Raw genomic sequence first — 19,113 nt, forward strand, 5'->3', positions numbered from 1 at the left:
CTAAATACAAAGACACCAAACGCCCTTCGAGTCCATGACTCGGTGGGCGTTTTGGTGCGTAATGGAGAGAGCTATGAACCACGACCAGATCTACTTTTTGATTACCTGCATTGCCATGGTGCTTTTTATGACCCCTGGGCTTGCATTCTTCTATGGGGGTCTAGTTAGAGCATCCTCTGTCATCTCGATGATGATGATGTCTTTCGGCGCCCTCGCGTTGATTTCGCTGCTCTGGATTGCCTTTGGTTATGCCATGGCCTTTTCAGGCTCCGGAGCAGGAAACTACATCGGAATTGACGGTGTCTTGGGAATCAACCTTTCAAACCTGTTCTTGGATTCGCTTCTTGATGAGCGAATGTCCTTCGACCTAGTTTTTGCAGCATTCCAGGGAACGTTCGCGGCCATAACGGTCGCGCTGATCTCGGGAGCCATTGCCGATCGGGCAAGGTTTGGATCTTGGATGATTTTTGCGGCGCTCTGGGGAAGCGTGGTCTATTTTCCGGTAGCTGGCTGGGTATTCAATTTCACGCTTGACGACCAGGGCAAGGTAATTGATGGCGGCTGGTTGGTCAAAGACATAGGTCTACTCGACTTCGCAGGTGGCACCGTTGTTGAGGTTGGTTCGGGCGCGGCAGCGCTTGCTGTGGCACTTGTGCTTGGCAGACGGTTTGGGTTTCGAAAGGGCATGTACGCTCCCCACAATGTGCCGCTAACGCTGATTGGTGCAGCTATCCTCTGGTTTGGTTGGTTCGCATTCAACGCGGGCAGTGAACTCGCAGCCGATGGTATTGCCTCGTTGGCTTTCCTGAATACCCTCATTGCGCCAGCGGCAAGCATGCTCAGCTGGGCTGCCTTTGAGAGAATTACGGCAGGCAAGCCAACTGCAGTCGGAATTGCGTCTGGCGCCATCGCCGGAGCTGTAGCCATTACTCCGGCCTGCGCATTTCTCGATCCGATCTGGGCCATTGTTTTAGGTCTTGTCGTTGGCGTGGTTTGCGCCTGGGCAATTGAGTTGAAGTTCGCCCTTGGCTTTGACGACTCTCTAGATGTAGTTGGAATCCACTTGGTTGGTGGAATCGTGGGAACCTTATTCATTGGCGTGTTTGGTAGGGGAGTGGGGCTGGCCTTTGGGCACGGATTTGATCAGCTTTTTGCTCAATTAATCGGGGTGCTCGCGGTCGGACTTTATAGCTTCGCAGCAGCTTGGATAATTGCGTATGTCCTTGAGAAGACGATTGGCTTCAGGGTCCAGTCAACGGATGAAATGGCCGGAATTGACCCAATTTTGCATGGACAGCTTGGTTACCACGACAAGGATCCACGCTGGAAAGGCGCACTTGACTAGCTAGTTTCAAGCTTTTGAACATAACCGAAGAATTTGTGGCATAATCTTCTAGTTCTGTTTAGAGCATGCGGATGTAGCGCAGTTGGTAGCGCACAACCTTGCCAAGGTTGGGGTCGCGAGTTCGAGTCTCGTCATCCGCTCTGAACACCACACACGGTGGAGTGGCCGAGAGGCGAGGCAGCGGCCTGCAAAGCCGTGTACACGGGTTCGAATCCCGTCTTCACCTCCATACCACGACATGGGCGATTGGCGCAGTGGTAGCGCGCTTCCCTGACACGGAAGAGGTCACTGGTTCGAACCCAGTATCGCCCACCAGGTTTGTCCCCAGTTCATCGATTTCTTGTCGGTATGTAATTAGGCGTTCACTCATTGGTAATGCTTCCTACCTAACTTGCTCGGCATGAACCCAACATTGAAGAAGGCCTTCGGGGCTATAAGCTCTCTCGCCATTGCATCTGCACTTCTCCTCGGCACTGCCCCAGTGGCATCCTCCGCCGAGACATACGCCGCTCCGGCTGCTCCAACCAAAGTGTCCGTCGTTCCCGCAAAGGGTGGCTTCAAGGTTTACTGGAATTCGGTCGTCGCGACCCCAGCGGTTACGAACTTTATTGTCACCGGTGGTGCAAACAGCTGCCCAGTGATCGTTTCGGGAAATAAGACATCTGCGTTTGTTCCCGCTACCTCGATGGATTTCCAGGAGCTTCAAGTTCAGTCTGTAAACGAGTATGGAATTTCTGCACCCTTCGGTAATGGAGAGCTAGTAAGTCCCATCTCCAAGGGAAGTAGCACCATCAAGACCGTTCAGATCTTGCAGTTGAGCGACCTACACGGCCAAATTGAAGCGAACCGCTCTTTTGGGGCCGGGCTTTTAGCTGCAAACTTTGATGCTGAGCGAAAAATGAATCCAACTACTGTTGCAGTTTCAGTGGGAGACGCCATTGGAGCAGCTCCACCAATCAGCAGCCAGTTCAACGAGCTTCCAACAATTGAAGCCATGAACGAGATTGGCTTTGACGTTGCAACCTTTGGAAACCACGAGCACGACCGCGATCTGAAGCACCTGAGGACGATGATCGCCGCCTCTGACTTCCAGTGGGTCGCCTCAAACTACTCAAGCCTTCGACCACTGAACGCAGGCACCGGAAAGTCCGCGAAGTCATTCGCTATCGTCTCTAAAGGTGGTGTAAAGATTGGGTTCGTCGGCATGAACACCGCTCAGACCGCAGAGCAGGTTATGCCCGGCAATCTCGACTACACCTACGCTGGAAAGAATTACACCCTGGAAATTCTCGACAGCGAAGAGCGGGTGGAAGCTGCTGCCAAGGCTGCTCGCAAAGCTGGTGCAGACATGGTGGTCGCCCTGATCCACGAGGGTTGGAACACCAACCGCGATGGTAAGGCTGTAGGGCCGCTGGTTGACTACGCCAAAGGCATCGCTGGCGTTGATGTGTTCTACGGCGGCCACTCGCACCTGACTTACTCATCGGTACTGAACGGTCACCTCACCGCAATGGTTGCTAATGCTGGGTCCCAGTACAACAGGACCCAGGTTTGCGTTGACACAAAAACCAATAGGGTGCTTGGGGCCTCCAATGAGCTCGTAACAACAGCTAACGCCAAGATCACAGCAACGACTCAGGCTGACCCTGGGGCCACGGCTGTGGTGAACAAGTACAAGACCGATTTGAACGCCAAGTTCGATGTCAAGGTTGGAACTGTTGCCCAGCAGACGCCAATTGGTGGAACTGTTCCAGTTCAGCGCTCGGGCGAGCACGCCTTCGGCAACTGGTCGGCTGACGTGATTCGGGCGAAGTACGGTACTGACTTCGCCCTGGTAAACGGTGGTGGAATTCGCGACACTTTCCCGTCCACCAACTACAAGGTCGCAGATGCTTCGTTGCGCCGTCCCGGAGCTAGCAGCTCAAGTTCGGTCTTCGATGTGACCCTGGGTGACGTTTACACGGTGCAGCCTTTCGGAAACACATTCAGCACAATCGAGGTAACCGGAACGACTCTCTGGGCAGCTCTTGAGAATGGTGTCTCGAACTACCCCGCAGATGGTCGCTGGCCACACGTTTCCGGATTGAAGTTCACGGTTGACGTTACCAAGCCTGCAGGCTCAAGAATCGTCAGTGTCACGGATTCTTCAGGTAAAGCAATCGCGAAGGATTCAAAGGTCTTCTCCCTGGCGACAACTGACTTCATCGCTAAGGGTGGGGATGGTTACAGCATGTTTGACGTGCTGAAGCTCAGCGTCAGGGACATTGACGCCCTCGTGCTAATCGATGCCCTGAAGGCTGATCTAGCCGCTGGAAAGACAACCGTTATGGCACTTGACGGTCGAATCACTGTTATCAAATAGCTAAATCGAATAGGAGAGGGAGGCAAGAGCCTCCCTCTCTTTGATTAAGCCCTAAGCCCCAGAGTTTTGGCGGTTTTTGCCAGAGTCCTCATGGCGAGAGCCGAATTGGTATTCAGGGATTTGTTGTGTGCTGGGATGAACTCGGCGAGTTTTTTATCGTGCTGTTCACGACTTTCGGGGTAGAACTTTCTTAGAACGTCAATCATCACGCTCACCGACACCGAAGCTCCGGGGCTAGCTCCGAGCAATCCTGCGATGGTTCCATCCTTGGAGGCGATGACCTCGGTGCCGAACTGTAATGTGCCACCGCCCTTGGCTGGCTTGATAACTTGCGCGCGCTGACCTGCCTCATAGAGAGACCAATCCTCTTGCTTTGCTTGGGGAACAAACTCCTTCAGGCTTTCAAACTTCTTGGCGCTTGACTTTGTGACCTCCGTGATGAGGTATTTTAGCAGGTCGAAATTCTTCAGGGCGACAGAGAGGTAGGGGATGATGTTTGCCGGGCGAATTGATAGCGGCAGGTCTAGAAGCGAACCGTGCTTCAAAAACTTGGGGTTCAGTCCGGCGAATGGGCCAAAAAGCAGTGACTGCTTGCCGTCTACCACACGAGTGTCAAGGTGAGGGACAGACATTGGGGGAGCCCCGACTTGGGCCTGAGAATAGACCTTGGCCTGGTGCTGACTGACGATCTCTGGATTATCGGTCCTGAGGAAGTGTCCGCTCACCGGGAAGGTGCCGTAGCCGGAGATTTCAGGGATGCCGGATCGTTGCAGTAGCTTCAGTGCCCAACCGCCGGCGCCAACAAATACGCGATCAGCTTTGACAATTCTTTGGTAGTCGGCCCCTCCAAGGGATAGTTCCCAGGAGCCGTCTGGATACTGGTTGAGATTCTTCACCTCCGTGGAGGTCTGCACCTCGGCGCCAGCATTCTTTAGCCACGCAATCATTTGCTTTGTCATGGTTCCATAATCAACGTCCGTGCCTTGCATTATGCGGGTGGCGGCAATTGACTCTGATCCTCTTCCACTGATTATGAGCGGCGCCCACTTTTTAATTTGCTCGGGGTCCTCGCTGTACTCAAGGCCGGCAAACAACGGTTGGTCCTTCAGGGCCTGGAATCTTCTTCGCAGGTAATCAACATCTTTTTCACCGCGCACAAATGTCATGTGGGGAACAGTCCGGATGAAACTCTCTGGCTCTCCCAGAATTCCAAGCTCAACAAGGGCGCTCCAGAACTGGCGAGAGACTTGAAATTGCTCATTGATCGCGATCGCCTTGGCTGGCGAGGGGAGCGAGCCATCTGTGCTGTCCGGCATGTAATTCAATTCGCAGAGTGCAGCATGGCCAGTACCGGCATTGTTCCAGGGGTTCGAACTCTCGAGGGCAAAATCATCAAGGCGTTCAAATAGCGCGATTGAAGCCTTGGGGTTGAGGAGCTTAACGATTACACCAAGGGTTGCGGACATGATGCCGCCGCCAATTAGGCCAAGATCAAAACGTTCTACGTTGGACACCAGTAAAGGCTACCGAACTACAGGACCGTTACCCCTAGAAGCTGGCCAATTCCCCACGAAATTGTGACCGTTGCCAGTGACACCAACACGTTTCTGAGGATTCCCCGGGTAATCGAAGATCTTCCTGCAAAAGCGGCCCACCAGCCGGTTGCGGCAAGTGCCACAACTACCGCTGCGCTGGTGACCAGAATCCGCTGCTGCTCCCAGGGCCCAATCATTGCAAATAATGGCAACAGGGCCCCCAGGGTGAATGCGACAAACGAGGACCAAGCTGCCTGCCAGGGATGGGCAGCGGATTTGTTTGGGTCTTTACCGTGGGAGAGTTCCGTGTCACGTTGGGCGCTTACCGAGGTGTATTCCCCGCCAGCCATAGACACTGCACCTGCCACCACAGCAGCGACACCGGCCAGGAGTATGGTCTCCCGTTGAGCACCAGCACTGGCAACACCAATCACCACACCGGCCACGGATACGATTCCGTCGTTGGCGCCAAGTACAGCAGCGCGAAGCCAATTGAGCTTGAGCTCCAAAGCAGCTGTGTCGGTTTTCACGGCTAAAGTCAATCGTCCATTTGGCACTGTGTCCAGTAAGGCAAGCCTTGATAGCTAAGGGATAGACTTTGCGGGTTAGGAGCCAAGTGGACATCAAACTTTCAGGCCAGCCTCACCAGGTAAGTGAGGGAGCCGATGGATTCAAACTCTTTGAGGATCGATCAGTAGTTGCTCTTCGCGTAAATGGCGAATTGAAGGACCTGAGTTATCAACTTGCTCCGGGTGACGATGTAATGCCGGTGACTATTGATTCAGAGGATGGCCTGGCTATTTTGCGCCACTCAACCGCGCACGTTATGGCCCAGGCTGTGCAGGAGCTTTTTGACCCGGCAAAGCTAGGAATTGGACCGCCGATTAAGGACGGCTTCTACTTTGATTTTGATGTCCCCGAGGCCTTCAAGCCCGAAGATCTGAAGCGCATTGAAAAGCGAATGAAGGAACTTGTTGGGAAATCCCAGCGGTTCGTAAGGCGCGAGGTCTCCGATTCCGAGGCTCGTGAGGCAATGGCCGATGAGCCTTACAAGCTTGAGCTGATTGGCTTGAAATCTTCCGATGTCGGCGAAGGTGCCGCTGAGGTTGGCGAGGGAACTCTCTCTATCTATGAGAACGTCAATCCGGACGGCAGTGTCGCCTGGAGAGACCTTTGCCGCGGACCTCACCTGCCAAACACCAGGAGCATCGGCAAGGGATTTTCGCTCACCAGAAGCGCAGCTGCGTATTGGCGAGGAAACGAAAACAATAAGCAGCTGCAGCGTATTTACGGCACCGCTTGGCCAACCCAGGAGCAGCACGACGAGCACCTGCAGCGCCTCGAGGAGGCCGCCAGGCGAGACCACCGGAAGCTCGGGGTTGAATTAGATCTGTTTAGCTTCCCCGACGAGATTGGCTCAGGACTGGCAGTTTTCCACCCCAAGGGCGGAATCCTCAGGCGGGTTATGGAGGATTACAGCCGCAAGCGTCACGAGGAGGCGGGATACGAATTCGTGTACTCGCCACACATCACTAAGAGCAATTTGTTTGAAACCTCCGGACACCTGCAGTGGTACTCCGACGGCATGTTCCCGCCGATGAAGCTCGATTCCGAATTTGATGAATCGGGCGCCTTGAAAAAGAGTGGTGCTGACTACTACCTCAAGCCCATGAACTGTCCGTTCCACATCTTGATTTTCCGCTCACGGGCTCGAAGCTACCGAGAGCTTCCGCTTCGGATGTTTGAATTCGGCTCGGTATACCGCTATGAAAAATCCGGAGTTCTGCACGGTCTAACGCGCGTCCGGGGAATGACTCAGGATGATGCTCACCTTTTTGTTACCGAAGAGCAGATGGAGCAGGAGCTCACATCGGTTCTGGAATTCGTGCTTGGGCTACTCAGGGATTATGGACTAAATGATTTCTACCTTGAGCTTTCGACCAGGGACCCCGAAAATCCAAAGTTTGTGGGCTCGGATGCGCTATGGGAAAAGGCCACCAACACTCTTGCCAAGGTTGCCGAAAAGTCCAAGTTGAATCTGTTCCCAGACCCGGGCGGAGCGGCTTTTTACGGTCCGAAGATTTCGGTTCAAGCCAGGGATGCCATTGGCCGAACCTGGCAAATGTCCACAATTCAGCTGGATTTCAATCTTCCTGAGCGATTCGATCTTGAGTACATCGGTTCAGATGGTGAGCGTCACCGGCCAATCATGATTCACAGAGCGCTGTTTGGTTCGATTGAACGCTTCTTCGGAGTATTGACTGAGCACTATGCCGGTCATTTCCCACCGTGGCTTGCGCCGGTTCAGGTGGTTGGTGTTCCTATTGCTGACGAATTTGCGGATTACCTGGAGCAGTTCGCTGCTGAGCTTCGCCCTCACTCAGTTCGCATCGAGGTCGATAGAAGTGACAATCGAATGCAAAAAAAGATTCGTGATCACACTTTGGCCAAAGTTCCCTTCATAGTTATCGCAGGAGCTAGGGACGTTGAGCAGGGAACTGTCGCATTCCGCTTCCGAGATGGCTCTCAGGAGAATGACCTGACTCTCGAAGAGGCAAAGGCTCGAATCCTCAGTGCTATCGCTAACAAGGAACAGGTCTAATTGACCGAGTTTCTTGATCGTTTTTCTCCGATGGCCGATGATTTTGAGCGGCTTTGGACGCCGCACCGTTTGGTCTATCTCCAGTCGGGTCAGCAGCCGCCAGATGACGAGTGTCCTTTTTGCCTAGCTCCAGGCAAATCGGATGAGGATGCGCTAATCGTCTTTCGAGGCAAGAGCTGCTTTGTCCTTTTGAATCTGTTTCCCTATAACACCGGCCACTTGCTGGTGTGTCCATACCGCCACGTGGATACCTACGACAAGGCCACTGAGGAGGAAACAGCTGAGATTGCTCTTCTCACCCAGCAGGCCATGAAAACTCTAAGGAAGGTTTCCGGGACTCACGGGTTTAACATCGGGATGAATCAGGGAGAACTGGCAGGAGCAGGAATTGCCGGGCATCTTCACCAGCACATAGTTCCGCGCTGGCTACATGACTCAAACTTCTTTCCGATCATCGCCAAGACCAAAGCGCTTCCTAGGCTTCTTGGTGAGGTTCGCGAAACAATTGCAAACAACTGGATAACCGATAAATAGGATTGATGAATGTCAACTAACGAAAACGCAACCCCATTAGTCAAGCGCGGCCTAGCAGAGATGCTAAAGGGCGGCGTGATCATGGACGTCGTTACCCCTGAGCAGGCTCGCATCGCCGAGGATGCCGGAGCGGTGGCGGTTATGGCTCTCGAGCGCGTCCCAGCCGACATCAGGGCGCAGGGTGGCGTTGCCCGCATGAGCGACCCAGACTTGATCGACGCAATCATCAACACCGTTTCCATTCCAGTTATGGCCAAGGCGCGTATCGGTCACTTCGTGGAGGCGCAGATTCTGCAGTCACTAGAGGTGGACTACATCGACGAATCCGAAGTTCTCAGCCCTGCCGACTACGTGAATCACATCGACAAGTGGAAGTTCGACATTCCGTTCGTTTGCGGTGCCACCAACCTAGGCGAGGCACTTCGCAGGATCACCGAGGGTGCTGCCATGATTCGCTCAAAGGGTGAGGCCGGTACCGGTGATGTTTCTGAGGCGACCAAGCACATCAGAACAATTTCCTCGGAAATCCGTGCCCTCGCTGCCAAGACTGAAGACGAGCTTTACGTGGCCGCAAAGGAACTTCAGGCGCCTTACGCTCTGGTCAAGGAAGTTGCAACCACCGGCAAGCTCCCAGTCGTTCTGTTTGTTGCAGGTGGTGTTGCAACTCCAGCTGACGCCGCCATGATGATGCAGCTGGGTGCTGACGGAGTCTTCGTCGGTTCCGGAGTTTTCAAGTCCGGCAACCCAGCTGCCAGAGCAGCCGCCATTGTGAAGGCCACCACCTTCTACAACGACCCAAAGATCGTTGCAGAGACCTCACGAGGACTGGGCGAGGCCATGGTTGGAATCAATGTCAACGACCTGCCCGCCCCGCACCGCCTTTCGGAGCGTGGCTGGTAGTTGCTAGTTGGAGTTTTAGCCCTTCAGGGGGATTGGCGTGAGCATAAGGTAACCCTCGAAAGCTTGGGCGCCGAGGTCCTGCCGGTGAAGACTAAAGAAGATCTCGAGAGAGTTTCCGGCTTGGTGATTCCCGGAGGCGAGTCAACGACAATATCAAACCTCGCAAAAAGCTTCGGTCTGTTCCCTCACCTGCGAGAGTTCGCCAGGTCAAAGCCTGTGCTTGGAACCTGTGCTGGGCTAATTATGCTCAGCAATGAGGTTGAGGGTGCGGCACCCGGCCAAGAGTTTGTTGGGGGGCTTGATGTGAAAGTGTCTCGAAATGCGTACGGCGGTCAAACACACAGTTTTGAGGCAGAAGTTTCCTTTGGTGCAGAAAAAGAGCGGGTGGCGTTCATCCGTGCCCCTAGAATTTTGGCGGTAGGAAGCGCTGAAGTAATCGCCAAGCTAGGGGATGAACCGGTGGCAGTGCGGCAGGGAAAGTTGCTAGGTGCAACTTTTCACCCGGAGATAACCGGAGGCACACTGCTTCACAAGCTGTTCCTCGAAAGCATTCACTGAGAACAAAGGGCACTCATGTCAGGCCACTCCAAATGGGCAACCACCAAACACAAAAAGGCAGCCAACGACGCTAAGCGCGCCAAGCTCTGGGCCAAACTCATTAGAAACATTGAGGTTGCTACGCGAACCGGCGGTTCGGACATAGAGGGCAACCCAACCCTGTATGACGCGGTTTACAAGGCTAGAAAGAATTCAGTCCCCAACGACAACATTGAGCGTGCTATCAAGCGCGGTTCCGGTGCGCTTGGAGATGGCGCCGAATACATGGGAATCATGTATGAGGGTTACGGGCCAAATGGAATTGCGATTCTGATTGAGTGCCTCACGGACAACAAGAACCGCACGGCTGCAGAGGTTAGGACTGCCGTCACTAAAAATGGTGGCACCATGGCCGATCCCGGATCAGTGTCCTACCAGTTTGCCCGCAAGGGAGTAATCGTCTGCACCGCAGGTAGCAGTGAGGACGCCATCTTGGAGGCGACCCTGGAACACGACGCAGAGGATGTCTCTTCGAATGGTGAGGGCTTTGTGGTCACAGTTGACCCTTCCTCCATGGTTGCTGCAAGAGCTGCACTTCAGGCGGCCGGAATCGATTACGAATCCGCGGATGTTGAGTTTGTGTCCTCTATGAAGATTCAAGCCGACCTGGAAACTGCCTCAAAAGTAATCAAAATGATTGACGCAATTGAGGATCTTGACGATGTCCAAAATGTTTACACCAACATGGACATCAGTGCAGAAGTCCTAGAGCGACTCGAGGCCTAGTGGCTTTGATCCTTGGAGTTGACCCCGGGCTCACCCGCTGTGGATTTGGTTTGGTCGACTCTGAGAAGAACTCGGCAATCAGGTACGGAATGTTTCAATCAACGCCAGATCAGGACCCGAGTGAGCGAGTCGGACGGATTTCGCAGCAGCTCGCGGCGCTTTTGGATGAGCATCGGCCGGAGCTGATTGGCCTCGAGAGGGTTTTCGCTCAGGCCAACCTTCGGTCAGTTATGGGTGTGGCCCAAATCTCCGGAGCCTTGATGGCACTGGCTTTCGAGCGCAACATTCCCCTTCAGTTCTTCACGCCGAGCGAAGTAAAGGCAGCGGTAACGGGCAATGGAAGGGCTACCAAGGATCAGGTTGGCATGATGGTGACCCGAATCCTCCAACTTGATAGCCAACCCAAGCCCGCCGACGTTGCAGACGCTCTAGCTGTGGCCATATGCGCTTCTAAACGTGGTTTCAATGTGGGGACTTCTGCACAGCAAGCGTGGGTTGCGGCGGCAAAAAAGGCATCGCGGCGATTAGGTTAGCTTCGTGATTGAACTTCTAACGGGTCAAGTAGCAAGACTCGGCACTGATTCGCTAACCCTTCTGGTTGGGGGAGTCGGATTCCGAGTTGCGGTTACCCCGCGGCATGGGCTCTCCCTCCGGCTAAACCAAGACGCAACGTTGGTCACGAAGATGGTTGTCAAAGAGGATGACATTTCGCTTTATGGCTTTGAGAGCTCTGCCGAACTTGAGATTTTTGACCTACTTTGCTCGGTCAGCGGCATTGGGCCGAAGCTCGCGATGACGGTGCTGTCTGGTATGGATGCCGATGGCGTGAGAAACGCCGTCAATGCCTCCGACGATGCCGCATTCAGGGCGATCTCGGGTATCGGGCCAAAGACGGCCAAACTGATTGTGATTTCACTCTCCAACAAGGTTGGACTATCGGTTCACCTGCCCCACGCCAACGTCATTCAAGCGCTAGTGCAGTTGGGAACTGACGAAGCGCGCGCTCGAGCCGTTATCTCGGAAATCCCCGTGGGGCTTGATGATTCCGCGGCGCTCAAGGCGGCACTCTCTCTCCTTGGTAGCAGCAAACTAGGTGAAGCTTGATCGAGCCAACCTCCGACGAGCGGGAGGTTGAAGCAAAACTGCGGCCAACCTCTCTGACCGAATTCGTGGGTCAAGAGAAAGTCGTCAACCAGCTCAACCTGATTCTTGACGCTGCGAAGCTGCACAACCGCGCCCCCGATCACATTTTGCTGGCGGGACCGCCCGGACTTGGTAAGACCACCCTCGCCATGATTGTCGCTCACGACTCCGGGAAACCACTGCGGCTTACCTCCGGTCCAGCCATACAGTCGTCAGGGGACTTAGCATCCATGCTCTCGGCACTGCAGAGCGGAGACGTTTTATTCATAGACGAGATCCATCGAATGTCTCGCAGTGCCGAAGAGATGCTCTATTTGGCGATGGAAGATTTTCGAGTAGATGTGATGGTCGGCAAGGGCCCGGGAGCCGCTTCGATCTCACTGGAAATCGCTCCCTTTACCCTGGTTGGAGCCACCACCCGGAGCGGAATGCTACCCACGCCACTAAGGGATAGGTTCGGGTTCACTGCCTTTCTGGAGTACTACGAACCCGCGGACCTGGTTTCGGTCGTAACGAGGGCGAGTCAGAAACTCGGGATAGAAATCGAGTCAGACGCGGCCAATGCGCTAGCAACTCGCTCTCGTGGCACACCGCGAATCGCAAATCGCCTGCTGCGCAGGGTCCGAGATTTCGCGGCAGTCAATAGACAACCAGTCATCACCATGGATTCAGTTCTAAGCGCTATGGAACTGTTTGAGGTTGATGCCCTCGGGTTAGACCGAGTTGATCGACAAATTCTGACTCTGCTTGCCACTCAATTCAGTGCAAAGCCGGTGGGTTTAAGCACTCTGGCCGTTGCTATTGGCGAGGAACCAGACACGATTGAGGCCGTTATCGAGCCTTACCTGATTCGAATTGGATTTATCCAGCGTACTCCGCGCGGTAGAGAGATAACTCAGCACGGCATCGCCCACCTGACGCAAGCTAAGCGCTAATTGAGTAACTTGCACCTATAATTTCGGGGTACCTAGTCGGTAAGGAAAACTCTTGGACTACATTCTGCTTGGCGTGCTCGCCGTGATGATTCTGCTTTTGGTTCAGCAAAATCGCAAGCGCAAAAAGGATGCCGAAACTCTCCTAAGTTCTTTGGAGGTTGGCTCCGAGATTATTCTCCACTCCGGCATCAAAGGTGTTATCACGGAGATTAGCGGCGACGATTTAGTCGTGGAGAGCACTCCAAAGACTAAGTTGCGAGTGGTCAAGCAAGCCGTTCGCGGTGTAGTGCCGACGCCAGCTGAGGGGAACTAGCGTGTCAGAAAGAACAACCGAGCAATCCGCTAAGCGGAAGCTGGGATGGCTTGGAGCCGTTGCTGCTTTTTTCACAGGTCTAATCATCTGGGGCGTGGTAACCGTTCAGCCAGGTGCAAGTTTTGCCCCTGAGCTAGCCCTTGACCTTCAGGGTGGAACGCAGATCATCCTCACCCCAACTCTCGCCGATGGCCAGGTTGTTGAGCAGGAGCAGCTAGACCAAGCCGTCACAATTATTCGTCAACGAATCGACGGCTCCGGTGTTGGTGAAGCTCAGGTTTCGGTCCAGGGAAATCAAAATATCGTGGTCTCAATCCCTGGAGCTCCTGACGCCAACACTCTTCAGCTGATCAAGGCCAGCGCTTTGCTGGAATTCCGGCCAGTTATCACCTACGCGGCCTCGGCAGCGCCAAGCACTGAGTCTGCCGCTGTAGACATTTCAACCCTGAATGACACCCCGGCGACCACTCCGGTAAATGCCTCGGACGCAGCGTGGATTACTGAAAAGGTGCAGGCCCAGTTCGACCAGCTGGACTGCTCAACAGAATTTAGAAGTGCAGGGCAGGTTGATGATCCAACCAAGCCATTGGTTACCTGTGACGACTTTTACCTTTACAAGTACATCCTCGGTCCCGTCGAGGTCAATGGACTCAACATTTCCAATGCCTATGCCGGTACGGTTACTACCACTACCGGTGCAAGCACCAACGACTGGGCGGTAAACCTAGAGTTTGACGCAACCGGAACAGAGTCATTTGGACAGGTAACCGCTCGCCTTTTCGGTTTGCCATCGCCACAAAACCAGTTTGCTATCACCTTGGACGGATTGGTAATCACCGCTCCTGCAACCAACGCAGTGATTACCAACGGTCAGGCTCAAATCACTGGAAACTTCACCCAGGAATCCGCTACCGCACTGTCGGATCAGTTGAAGTATGGAGCTTTGCCTATTGGCTTCGAAGTCCAGTCGCAAGAGAACATTTCAGCCACCTTGGGTGAGGAGTCACTTCGTAGCGGTTTGATTGCCGGTGTTATCGGCCTCATTGTAGTCGTGGTCTACATGACTTTCCAGTACCGCGGCCTCGCATCCGTGGTTCTGGGATCCCTGATTGTCGCTGCCATCCTGGTCTACCTCGCGGTGGCCTTCTTGAGCTGGCGCCAGGGCTACAGACTTTCGCTAGCCGGAGTTGCCGGATTGATTGTGGCAATTGGTATCACGGCTGACTCGTTCATTGTTTACTTCGAAAGAATTCGAGACGAGCTTCGCGAGGGTCGAACCCTTGAAACTGCGGTTGAAGCCGGCTGGAAGCGTGCCCTGAGGACCATCTTGGTTTCAGATGCCGTGAGCCTTACGGCCGCAGTTGTGCTCTACCTCCTAACCAGTTCTTCGGTTCGAGGGTTTGCCTTCACCCTCGGTCTCACGACCCTCATCGACTTGATGGTAGTTACCCTGTTTACCCACCCGCTTGTTCAGGTACTGGCAAGAAAGAAGTTCTTTGCCTCAGGTCACAAGTGGTCTGGCTTTGACCTGAGTGCATCCAAGGCTGCCTACCTAGGTCGCGCTCAATTTAGAGTTTCCGAGAAGCTGGCTGAGGGCAAGGCTGAGAAGGCCTCCAAGGAAGCGCGCAAGCGTCAAACAATTGCAGAGCGTAAGGCTCAGGAGGTCACAAATGACTAGTCTCAAGACAATTGGAAATCAGCTCTACTCAGGCGAGCGTTCGTTTGACTTTGTTGGTAAGCGGAAGCTTTGGTACACCATTGCCGCACTCGCAGTAATCCTCTCGGTCCTACTTCCAATCCTCAGAGGCGGATTCAACTTTGGAATCGAATTCCGAGGTGGATCTGAATTTCGTTTGACGAATTCACAAGAGCTTCCGCTAACCCTCGCCGAGGATGTTGTTTCGGGCATTGTTGCCGGAGCTCAGGTCTCTGTAACTGAGGTTGGAACCTCTGACATTCGCATCCAAACCGAGCAGCTGGCCGATGTCGAGTCTGAAGAGGTGCGCCTAGCGCTCGCCGAAGCCTACGGCGTACAGGACAGCGAGGTCGCATCGAGCTTTATCGGTCCGAACTGGGGAGCCGATGTCACACAGCAGGCCATCACCGGACTGATTGTGTTCTTGGCTCTGGTTTCGCTCCTCATGGCCTTTTACTTCAGAAGCTGGAAGATGTCAGTGGCAGCATTGGTCGCCCTTGCCCACGACCTCATCTTGACCGCTGGCGTTTACGCTGGAGTCGGCTTCGAGGTGACTCCCGCGGCAGTCATTGGCTTCCTCACCATTCTCAGCTACTCTCTCTACGACACGGTGGTGGTATTCGACAAGGTTCGCGAGAACACTCTTGAAATTGAATACAGCGAGACTAGGACGTTTGCCGAGATGGTAAACCTCGCCGTGAACCAGACCCTGGTGCGCTCTATCAACACTTCCGTCGTGGCGGTTTTGCCAGTAGCGGCCATTCTGTTCATTGGGTCTGTTTTGCTCGGGGCTGGAACACTGCGTGACATCGCTCTGGCGCTGTTTGTAGGAACCATCGTCGGCACCTACTCGTCCATCTTCCTAGCGGCTCCGGTTTATGTTCACCTTCGTGAAAATGAGGCACAACTCAAGGCTGCGGCTGAAAAGGTCGAGGCAAACCGCTAATAGACTTCTCACAACCATTAGGGAGTGACTAGTTGACTGACAGCTTTGCATCGTCGCTGAGGTCTCGCCTGCCGAGAATCTTTACTAGATCCTCTACGGCCTATGGAGCCGATCTAAGTGAACTCATCAAGATTGTGAGAATCAACCACCCCAAAAGCGACTACCAGGTAATTGAACGTGCCTACAAGACAGCAGAGCACTATCACGAAGGTCAAAAGCGCAAGTCTGGAGAGGACTACATAACCCACCCGCTTGCGGTTGCACGAATCCTTGCCGACCTCGCTTCCGGGCCCGCAACCATTGCCGCCGCACTGCTGCACGATACGGTCGAGGACACAGAGTACTCGATTGATAAGTTGCGCAGTGACTTCGGTGAGGAAGTGGCTCTTCTGGTAGACGGCGTGACCAAGCTAGACAAGGTCAAATTTGGTGACAGCGCCCAGGCAGAAACCATGCGCAAGATGGTTGTAGCCATGAGCAAAGATGTCAGGGTTTTAGTCATAAAGCTGGCCGACCGTCTGCACAACGCCAGAACCTGGGGCTTTGTAAACCCTGAGTCGGCTAAGCGTAAGGCTCAGGAGACTCTCGAGATTTATGCCCCCTTGGCACACCGTCTCGGAATCAGCACCATAAAGGTTGAACTTGAGGACATCAGTTTTGCCGTCCTTTATCCAAAGGTTTACGAAGAAATAGTCAGCTTGGTGTCGCAGCGCAATCCCTCTCGCAGTGAATACACCGAGCGAGTAATAGACGCCATCGAAACAGAACTTCGAGATAACCGCGTCAAGGCAAGAATTTCAGGGCGCCCCAAGCAGTACTACAGCATCTATCAAAAGATGGTTATGCGCGGTCGTGAGTTTGATGACATTTACGACCTAGTTGGAATCAGGGTAATTGTCTCCAGTGTCAGGGATTGTTACGCCGCACTGGGAGCACTGCACGCTAAGTGGTCCCCGTTGCCAGGCCGATTCAAGGACTACATCGCCATGCCGAAGTTCAATCTCTATCAGTCGCTTCACACCACCGTGGTGGGGCCGGATGGCAGAGCGGTAGAGATTCAGATTCGCACTCAAGAGATGCACCAGAGAGCGGAATTTGGTGTTGCAGCTCACTGGAAGTACAAAACCAACACCGGTAAAGACGGGGACCAAGAGGTAGATTTCGCGTGGCTAAAGCAGCTGAGCGATTGGCAAGAGGAAACTGCAGATCCAGGGGAGTTCCTAGACAACCTGCGGTTTGAAATTGGAGCCAAGGAACTCTACGTCTTCACTCCAAAGGGCAAAGTGGTTGGTCTGAGCGCCGGTTCAACTCCGGTCGACTTCGCCTACGCCGTCCACACCGAGGTTGGTCACAAGACCATTGGTGCAAAAGTGAACGGCCGTCTCGTCCCACTTGAGAGCAAGCTTCAAGCCGGTGATGTGATTGAAATTCTCACGTCAAAGAGCGAGTCAGCTGGCCCTTCCAAAGACTGGCTAAACTTCGTTGGCTCACCAAGGGCACGAGCAAAGATCAAACACTGGTTTACCCAGGAGCGCAAAGAACTCGCAACCGAAGAGGGTCGAGAAGCCTTGGCAAAGGCCCTCAGACGCCAGGGTCTTCCAATTCAGTCGCTGCTGAGCTCAGAGAGCCTGAATCAGGTTGCTCAGGAACTGCGACTGACAGACATCAATGGACTATTCACTGCGGTGGGGCAGGGCCAAGTATCTGCCATAACCATCATCGAGCGAATCAAACAGCTGCAAGGGCTTGGAGGAGATCCAGACACTGAAGAGATTCCGGTTCAGCAAATTCCGAAATCCCTACGAGGTCCGCGTCACCGTTCGCAGGGCGTGCTGGTCAAAGGTTCACCAGATGTGCTCACCAAAATGGCACGTTGCTGCACTCCGGTTCCAGGTGATGGGATTATCGGATTTATCACCAGGGGAGACGGTGTTTCTGTTCACCGCTCCGACTGCAAGAACGTCAAGAGTCTCAACGCTGAACGAGTCGTTGAGGTTAGCTGGGCGGAGGATTCCAGGGGGGTATTCATGGTTCAGATCCAGGTTGAGGCTTTGGACCGATCTGGATTACTTTCCGACGTCACCAGGGTCCTGAGTGAAAACCACGTCAACATTCTCAGTGCCACCGTCTCAACCTCAAGAGATCGTATTGCGCTCAATAAGTTTGTCTTTGAGATGGCAGACCCATCTCATCTCGACCACCTGCTAAATCAAGTTAGACGCATCGAAGCCGTCTACGACGTCTATCGAGTAAAAAGCACCTAGTCGACAGCCTTGATTGCAGCCTCTAGCCAAGACTTTCTGGCGTCAATCTGAGCTTGGATGTCCTTCTTCTTTGCAGCTGGTGCTGCCTTCAGCTCGGCCTCAAGGCTCTCGATAGCAGATTCGAGTTGAGAAACCAACGAGTTGCTTCTGGCCTTTGCGGCTGGGTCTGATCTTCTCCAAGCGTCAGCCTGGGCGTCCTGAACGAGCTTTTCGACCTTACGAAGTTCCGACTCAATGTCTCGGACCTTGTCCTTTGCCACGTGACCGATCTTGACCCATTCTGCCTGGATCTCAGAGAGCGCTCGCTTGGCGCTGTCGAGGTCTTTGACGTCAATCTTCTTAGCCTTTGCAATGAGTTCTTGCTTGGCCTTGAGGTTAGCGGTGTGCTCGGTGGCTAGCTCAGCGTCCTTTTCCTTCTTGGCCGCAAAGATCGCGTCACCGGCTGCTCTGAACTTGGCCCATAGGACATCCTCGGCCTTGCCCGCTCTTGGAGCGAGTTTCCAGTCATCCTGAAGCTTGCGGTAGTCGGCTGCTGCATCTCCACCCTTGGCGACAAGCGCCTCAGCTTTTTCAACAAGCTGTGATTTGGCACTTTTAGCCTCTTTGAACTTAGAGTCAAGCGTTGCAAAGTAGGTTCTGCGACCGGCCTCAAACTTGGCACGTGCCTGTGAGAAGCGCTTCCAGATGGGGTCAGTCTTAGCCTTGGGGACCTTCACTCCATCCTTCTGAAGGCTTTGCCACTGATTGAAGAGGTCGTTCATCTCCTGGGCAGACTTCTTCCAGTTGATTCCCCCTAGGTTGCCTACCAGAGCCTCAGCTCGGGCGGCAATCTGCTCTTTCTGGGCCATGGCTGCCTCAATGGCTGCGTCACGCTCGGCAGCAAGCTTTGCCGATGCGGCTTCAATAGCGGGGGAGACTTTGGCTAAACGGTCTCGGAGTCCCTTGACATTTCCCACGGCCTTTGGCTCGGCGAGCTCTGAGGTCAGGTGGTCAAAAGTGGTCTTGAGGCTCTTGGAATCGGTTATGCCTGAGGCCAATCGCTGCTCCAGAATGCGCACCTGAGCCTCAAGGTCCTCGAACTTGCGAACGAAGTAAGCCAAAGCCTCATCGGGAGTAACGTTTGGGTACTGGCCAACCAATCTCTCGGTGCCTTCCTCGATGACGTAAACGTTGTTTTCGCTGTCGACGCGGCCGAATGCATTGTTGGACACGGGG

The 19,113-nt window shown here is 54.0% G+C and carries 17 protein-coding genes and 3 tRNA genes; 17 read left to right on the forward strand and 3 right to left on the reverse strand.

What is annotated here, in order from left to right; translation table 11 throughout:
- Positions 1-73: 73 nt before the first annotated feature.
- The 5 genes from HRU87_RS03400 (at position 74) to HRU87_RS03420 (ending at position 3,707) form a co-directional block, all read left to right on the forward strand.
- A complete protein-coding gene (locus HRU87_RS03400) occupies positions 74-1,345 on the forward strand; it encodes an ammonium transporter (protein WP_173493540.1) in 1,272 nt (423 codons plus the stop codon).
- A 67-nt stretch (positions 1,346-1,412) separates the two neighbouring features.
- Positions 1,413-1,485 (forward strand) — tRNA-Gly (locus tag HRU87_RS03405).
- 15 nt (positions 1,486-1,500) lie between these two features.
- Positions 1,501-1,574 (forward strand) — tRNA-Cys (locus HRU87_RS03410).
- A gap of 11 nt (positions 1,575-1,585) precedes the next feature.
- Positions 1,586-1,660: transfer RNA gene (locus HRU87_RS03415), tRNA-Val, on the forward strand.
- 85 nt (positions 1,661-1,745) lie between these two features.
- The gene (locus HRU87_RS03420; protein WP_173493541.1) at positions 1,746-3,707 is read left to right on the forward strand and encodes a bifunctional metallophosphatase/5'-nucleotidase; all 1,962 of its coding nucleotides are present in this window, start codon (positions 1,746-1,748) and stop codon (positions 3,705-3,707) included.
- Positions 3,708-3,751: 44 nt separating this feature from the next.
- On the opposite strand, the gene mqo is transcribed toward HRU87_RS03420, so the two are convergent.
- Positions 3,752-5,221 carry a malate dehydrogenase (quinone) gene (gene mqo, locus HRU87_RS03425; protein WP_173493542.1) on the reverse strand — a complete coding sequence of 490 codons (1,470 nt, stop codon included), beginning with the start codon at positions 5,219-5,221 and terminating at the stop codon, positions 3,752-3,754.
- 17 nt (positions 5,222-5,238) lie between these two features.
- The gene (locus tag HRU87_RS03430) at positions 5,239-5,772 is read right to left on the reverse strand and encodes a VIT1/CCC1 transporter family protein (protein ID WP_246247354.1); all 534 of its coding nucleotides are present in this window, start codon (positions 5,770-5,772) and stop codon (positions 5,239-5,241) included.
- Between the two features lie 86 nt (positions 5,773-5,858).
- On the opposite strand from HRU87_RS03430, the gene thrS reads away from it, so the two are divergent.
- The 12 genes from thrS to HRU87_RS03490 are packed head-to-tail and all read left to right on the forward strand — an operon-like array spanning position 5,859 to position 17,898.
- A complete protein-coding gene (thrS, locus tag HRU87_RS03435) occupies positions 5,859-7,844 on the forward strand; it encodes a threonine--tRNA ligase (protein WP_173493544.1) in 1,986 nt (661 codons plus the stop codon).
- 30 nt (positions 7,845-7,874) lie between these two features.
- Positions 7,875-8,378 carry an HIT family protein gene (locus HRU87_RS03440; RefSeq protein ID WP_173494249.1) on the forward strand — a complete coding sequence of 168 codons (504 nt, stop codon included), beginning with the start codon at positions 7,875-7,877 and terminating at the stop codon, positions 8,376-8,378.
- A 9-nt stretch (positions 8,379-8,387) separates the two neighbouring features.
- Entirely contained in the window at positions 8,388-9,278 is an 891-nt protein-coding gene (gene pdxS / locus HRU87_RS03445) for a pyridoxal 5'-phosphate synthase lyase subunit PdxS (RefSeq protein WP_173493545.1), read from the forward strand.
- Positions 9,279-9,836, forward strand: a complete 558-nt coding sequence (gene pdxT, locus HRU87_RS03450; RefSeq protein ID WP_173493546.1) for a pyridoxal 5'-phosphate synthase glutaminase subunit PdxT — start codon at positions 9,279-9,281, stop codon at positions 9,834-9,836.
- Positions 9,837-9,851: 15 nt separating this feature from the next.
- Entirely contained in the window at positions 9,852-10,601 is a 750-nt protein-coding gene (locus HRU87_RS03455) for a YebC/PmpR family DNA-binding transcriptional regulator (RefSeq protein WP_173493547.1), read from the forward strand.
- Positions 10,601-11,134, forward strand: coding sequence for a crossover junction endodeoxyribonuclease RuvC (ruvC, locus tag HRU87_RS03460; RefSeq protein ID WP_173493548.1), 534 nt, complete (start codon positions 10,601-10,603; stop codon positions 11,132-11,134). The genes HRU87_RS03455 and ruvC overlap by 1 nt, the downstream gene beginning before the upstream one ends.
- Positions 11,135-11,138: 4 nt before the next feature.
- Complete coding sequence (ruvA, locus tag HRU87_RS03465) at positions 11,139-11,705, forward strand: Holliday junction branch migration protein RuvA (RefSeq protein WP_173493549.1); 567 nt, start codon at positions 11,139-11,141, stop codon at positions 11,703-11,705.
- Entirely contained in the window at positions 11,702-12,679 is a 978-nt protein-coding gene (gene ruvB, locus HRU87_RS03470) for a Holliday junction branch migration DNA helicase RuvB (protein WP_173493550.1), read from the forward strand. The genes ruvA and ruvB overlap by 4 nt, the downstream gene beginning before the upstream one ends.
- Positions 12,680-12,731: 52 nt before the next feature.
- Positions 12,732-12,992: a preprotein translocase subunit YajC gene (gene yajC, locus HRU87_RS03475; protein ID WP_173493551.1), complete on the forward strand. Its 261-nt coding sequence runs from the start codon at positions 12,732-12,734 to the stop codon at positions 12,990-12,992.
- 1 nt (position 12,993) lies between these two features.
- Positions 12,994-14,670: a protein translocase subunit SecD gene (secD, locus tag HRU87_RS03480; RefSeq protein WP_173493552.1), complete on the forward strand. Its 1,677-nt coding sequence runs from the start codon at positions 12,994-12,996 to the stop codon at positions 14,668-14,670.
- The gene (gene secF / locus HRU87_RS03485) at positions 14,663-15,634 is read left to right on the forward strand and encodes a protein translocase subunit SecF (protein ID WP_173493553.1); all 972 of its coding nucleotides are present in this window, start codon (positions 14,663-14,665) and stop codon (positions 15,632-15,634) included. Before secD ends, secF begins: the two co-directional genes overlap by 8 nt.
- Before the next feature lie 32 nt (positions 15,635-15,666).
- Positions 15,667-17,898: a RelA/SpoT family protein gene (locus HRU87_RS03490; RefSeq protein WP_173493554.1), complete on the forward strand. Its 2,232-nt coding sequence runs from the start codon at positions 15,667-15,669 to the stop codon at positions 17,896-17,898.
- Here the strand turns inward: HRU87_RS03490 and HRU87_RS03495 are convergent.
- Positions 17,895-19,109: a DUF349 domain-containing protein gene (locus HRU87_RS03495; RefSeq protein WP_173493555.1), complete on the reverse strand. Its 1,215-nt coding sequence runs from the start codon at positions 19,107-19,109 to the stop codon at positions 17,895-17,897. The two genes, HRU87_RS03490 and HRU87_RS03495, sit on opposite strands and share 4 nt — an antisense overlap.
- Positions 19,110-19,113: the final 4 nt, after the last annotated feature.

Source organism: Aquiluna borgnonia, assembly GCF_013283855.1.
Taxonomy (GTDB): Bacteria; Actinomycetota; Actinomycetes; order Actinomycetales; family Microbacteriaceae; genus Aquiluna; species Aquiluna borgnonia.

What these genes read in the sequence shown, in the direction of transcription:
- HRU87_RS03400 (WP_173493540.1), top strand. Translation starts at nt 74, where the DNA reads ATGAACCACGACCAGATCTACTTTTTGATTACCTGCATTGCCATGGTG.
- pdxS (WP_173493545.1), top strand. Translation starts at nt 8,388, where the DNA reads ATGTCAACTAACGAAAACGCAACCCCATTAGTCAAGCGCGGCCTAGCA.
- HRU87_RS03420 (WP_173493541.1), top strand. Translation starts at nt 1,746, where the DNA reads ATGAACCCAACATTGAAGAAGGCCTTCGGGGCTATAAGCTCTCTCGCC.
- HRU87_RS03455 (WP_173493547.1), top strand. Translation starts at nt 9,852, where the DNA reads ATGTCAGGCCACTCCAAATGGGCAACCACCAAACACAAAAAGGCAGCC.
- secF (WP_173493553.1), top strand. Translation starts at nt 14,663, where the DNA reads ATGACTAGTCTCAAGACAATTGGAAATCAGCTCTACTCAGGCGAGCGT.
- HRU87_RS03440 (WP_173494249.1), top strand. Translation starts at nt 7,875, where the DNA reads ATGGCCGATGATTTTGAGCGGCTTTGGACGCCGCACCGTTTGGTCTAT.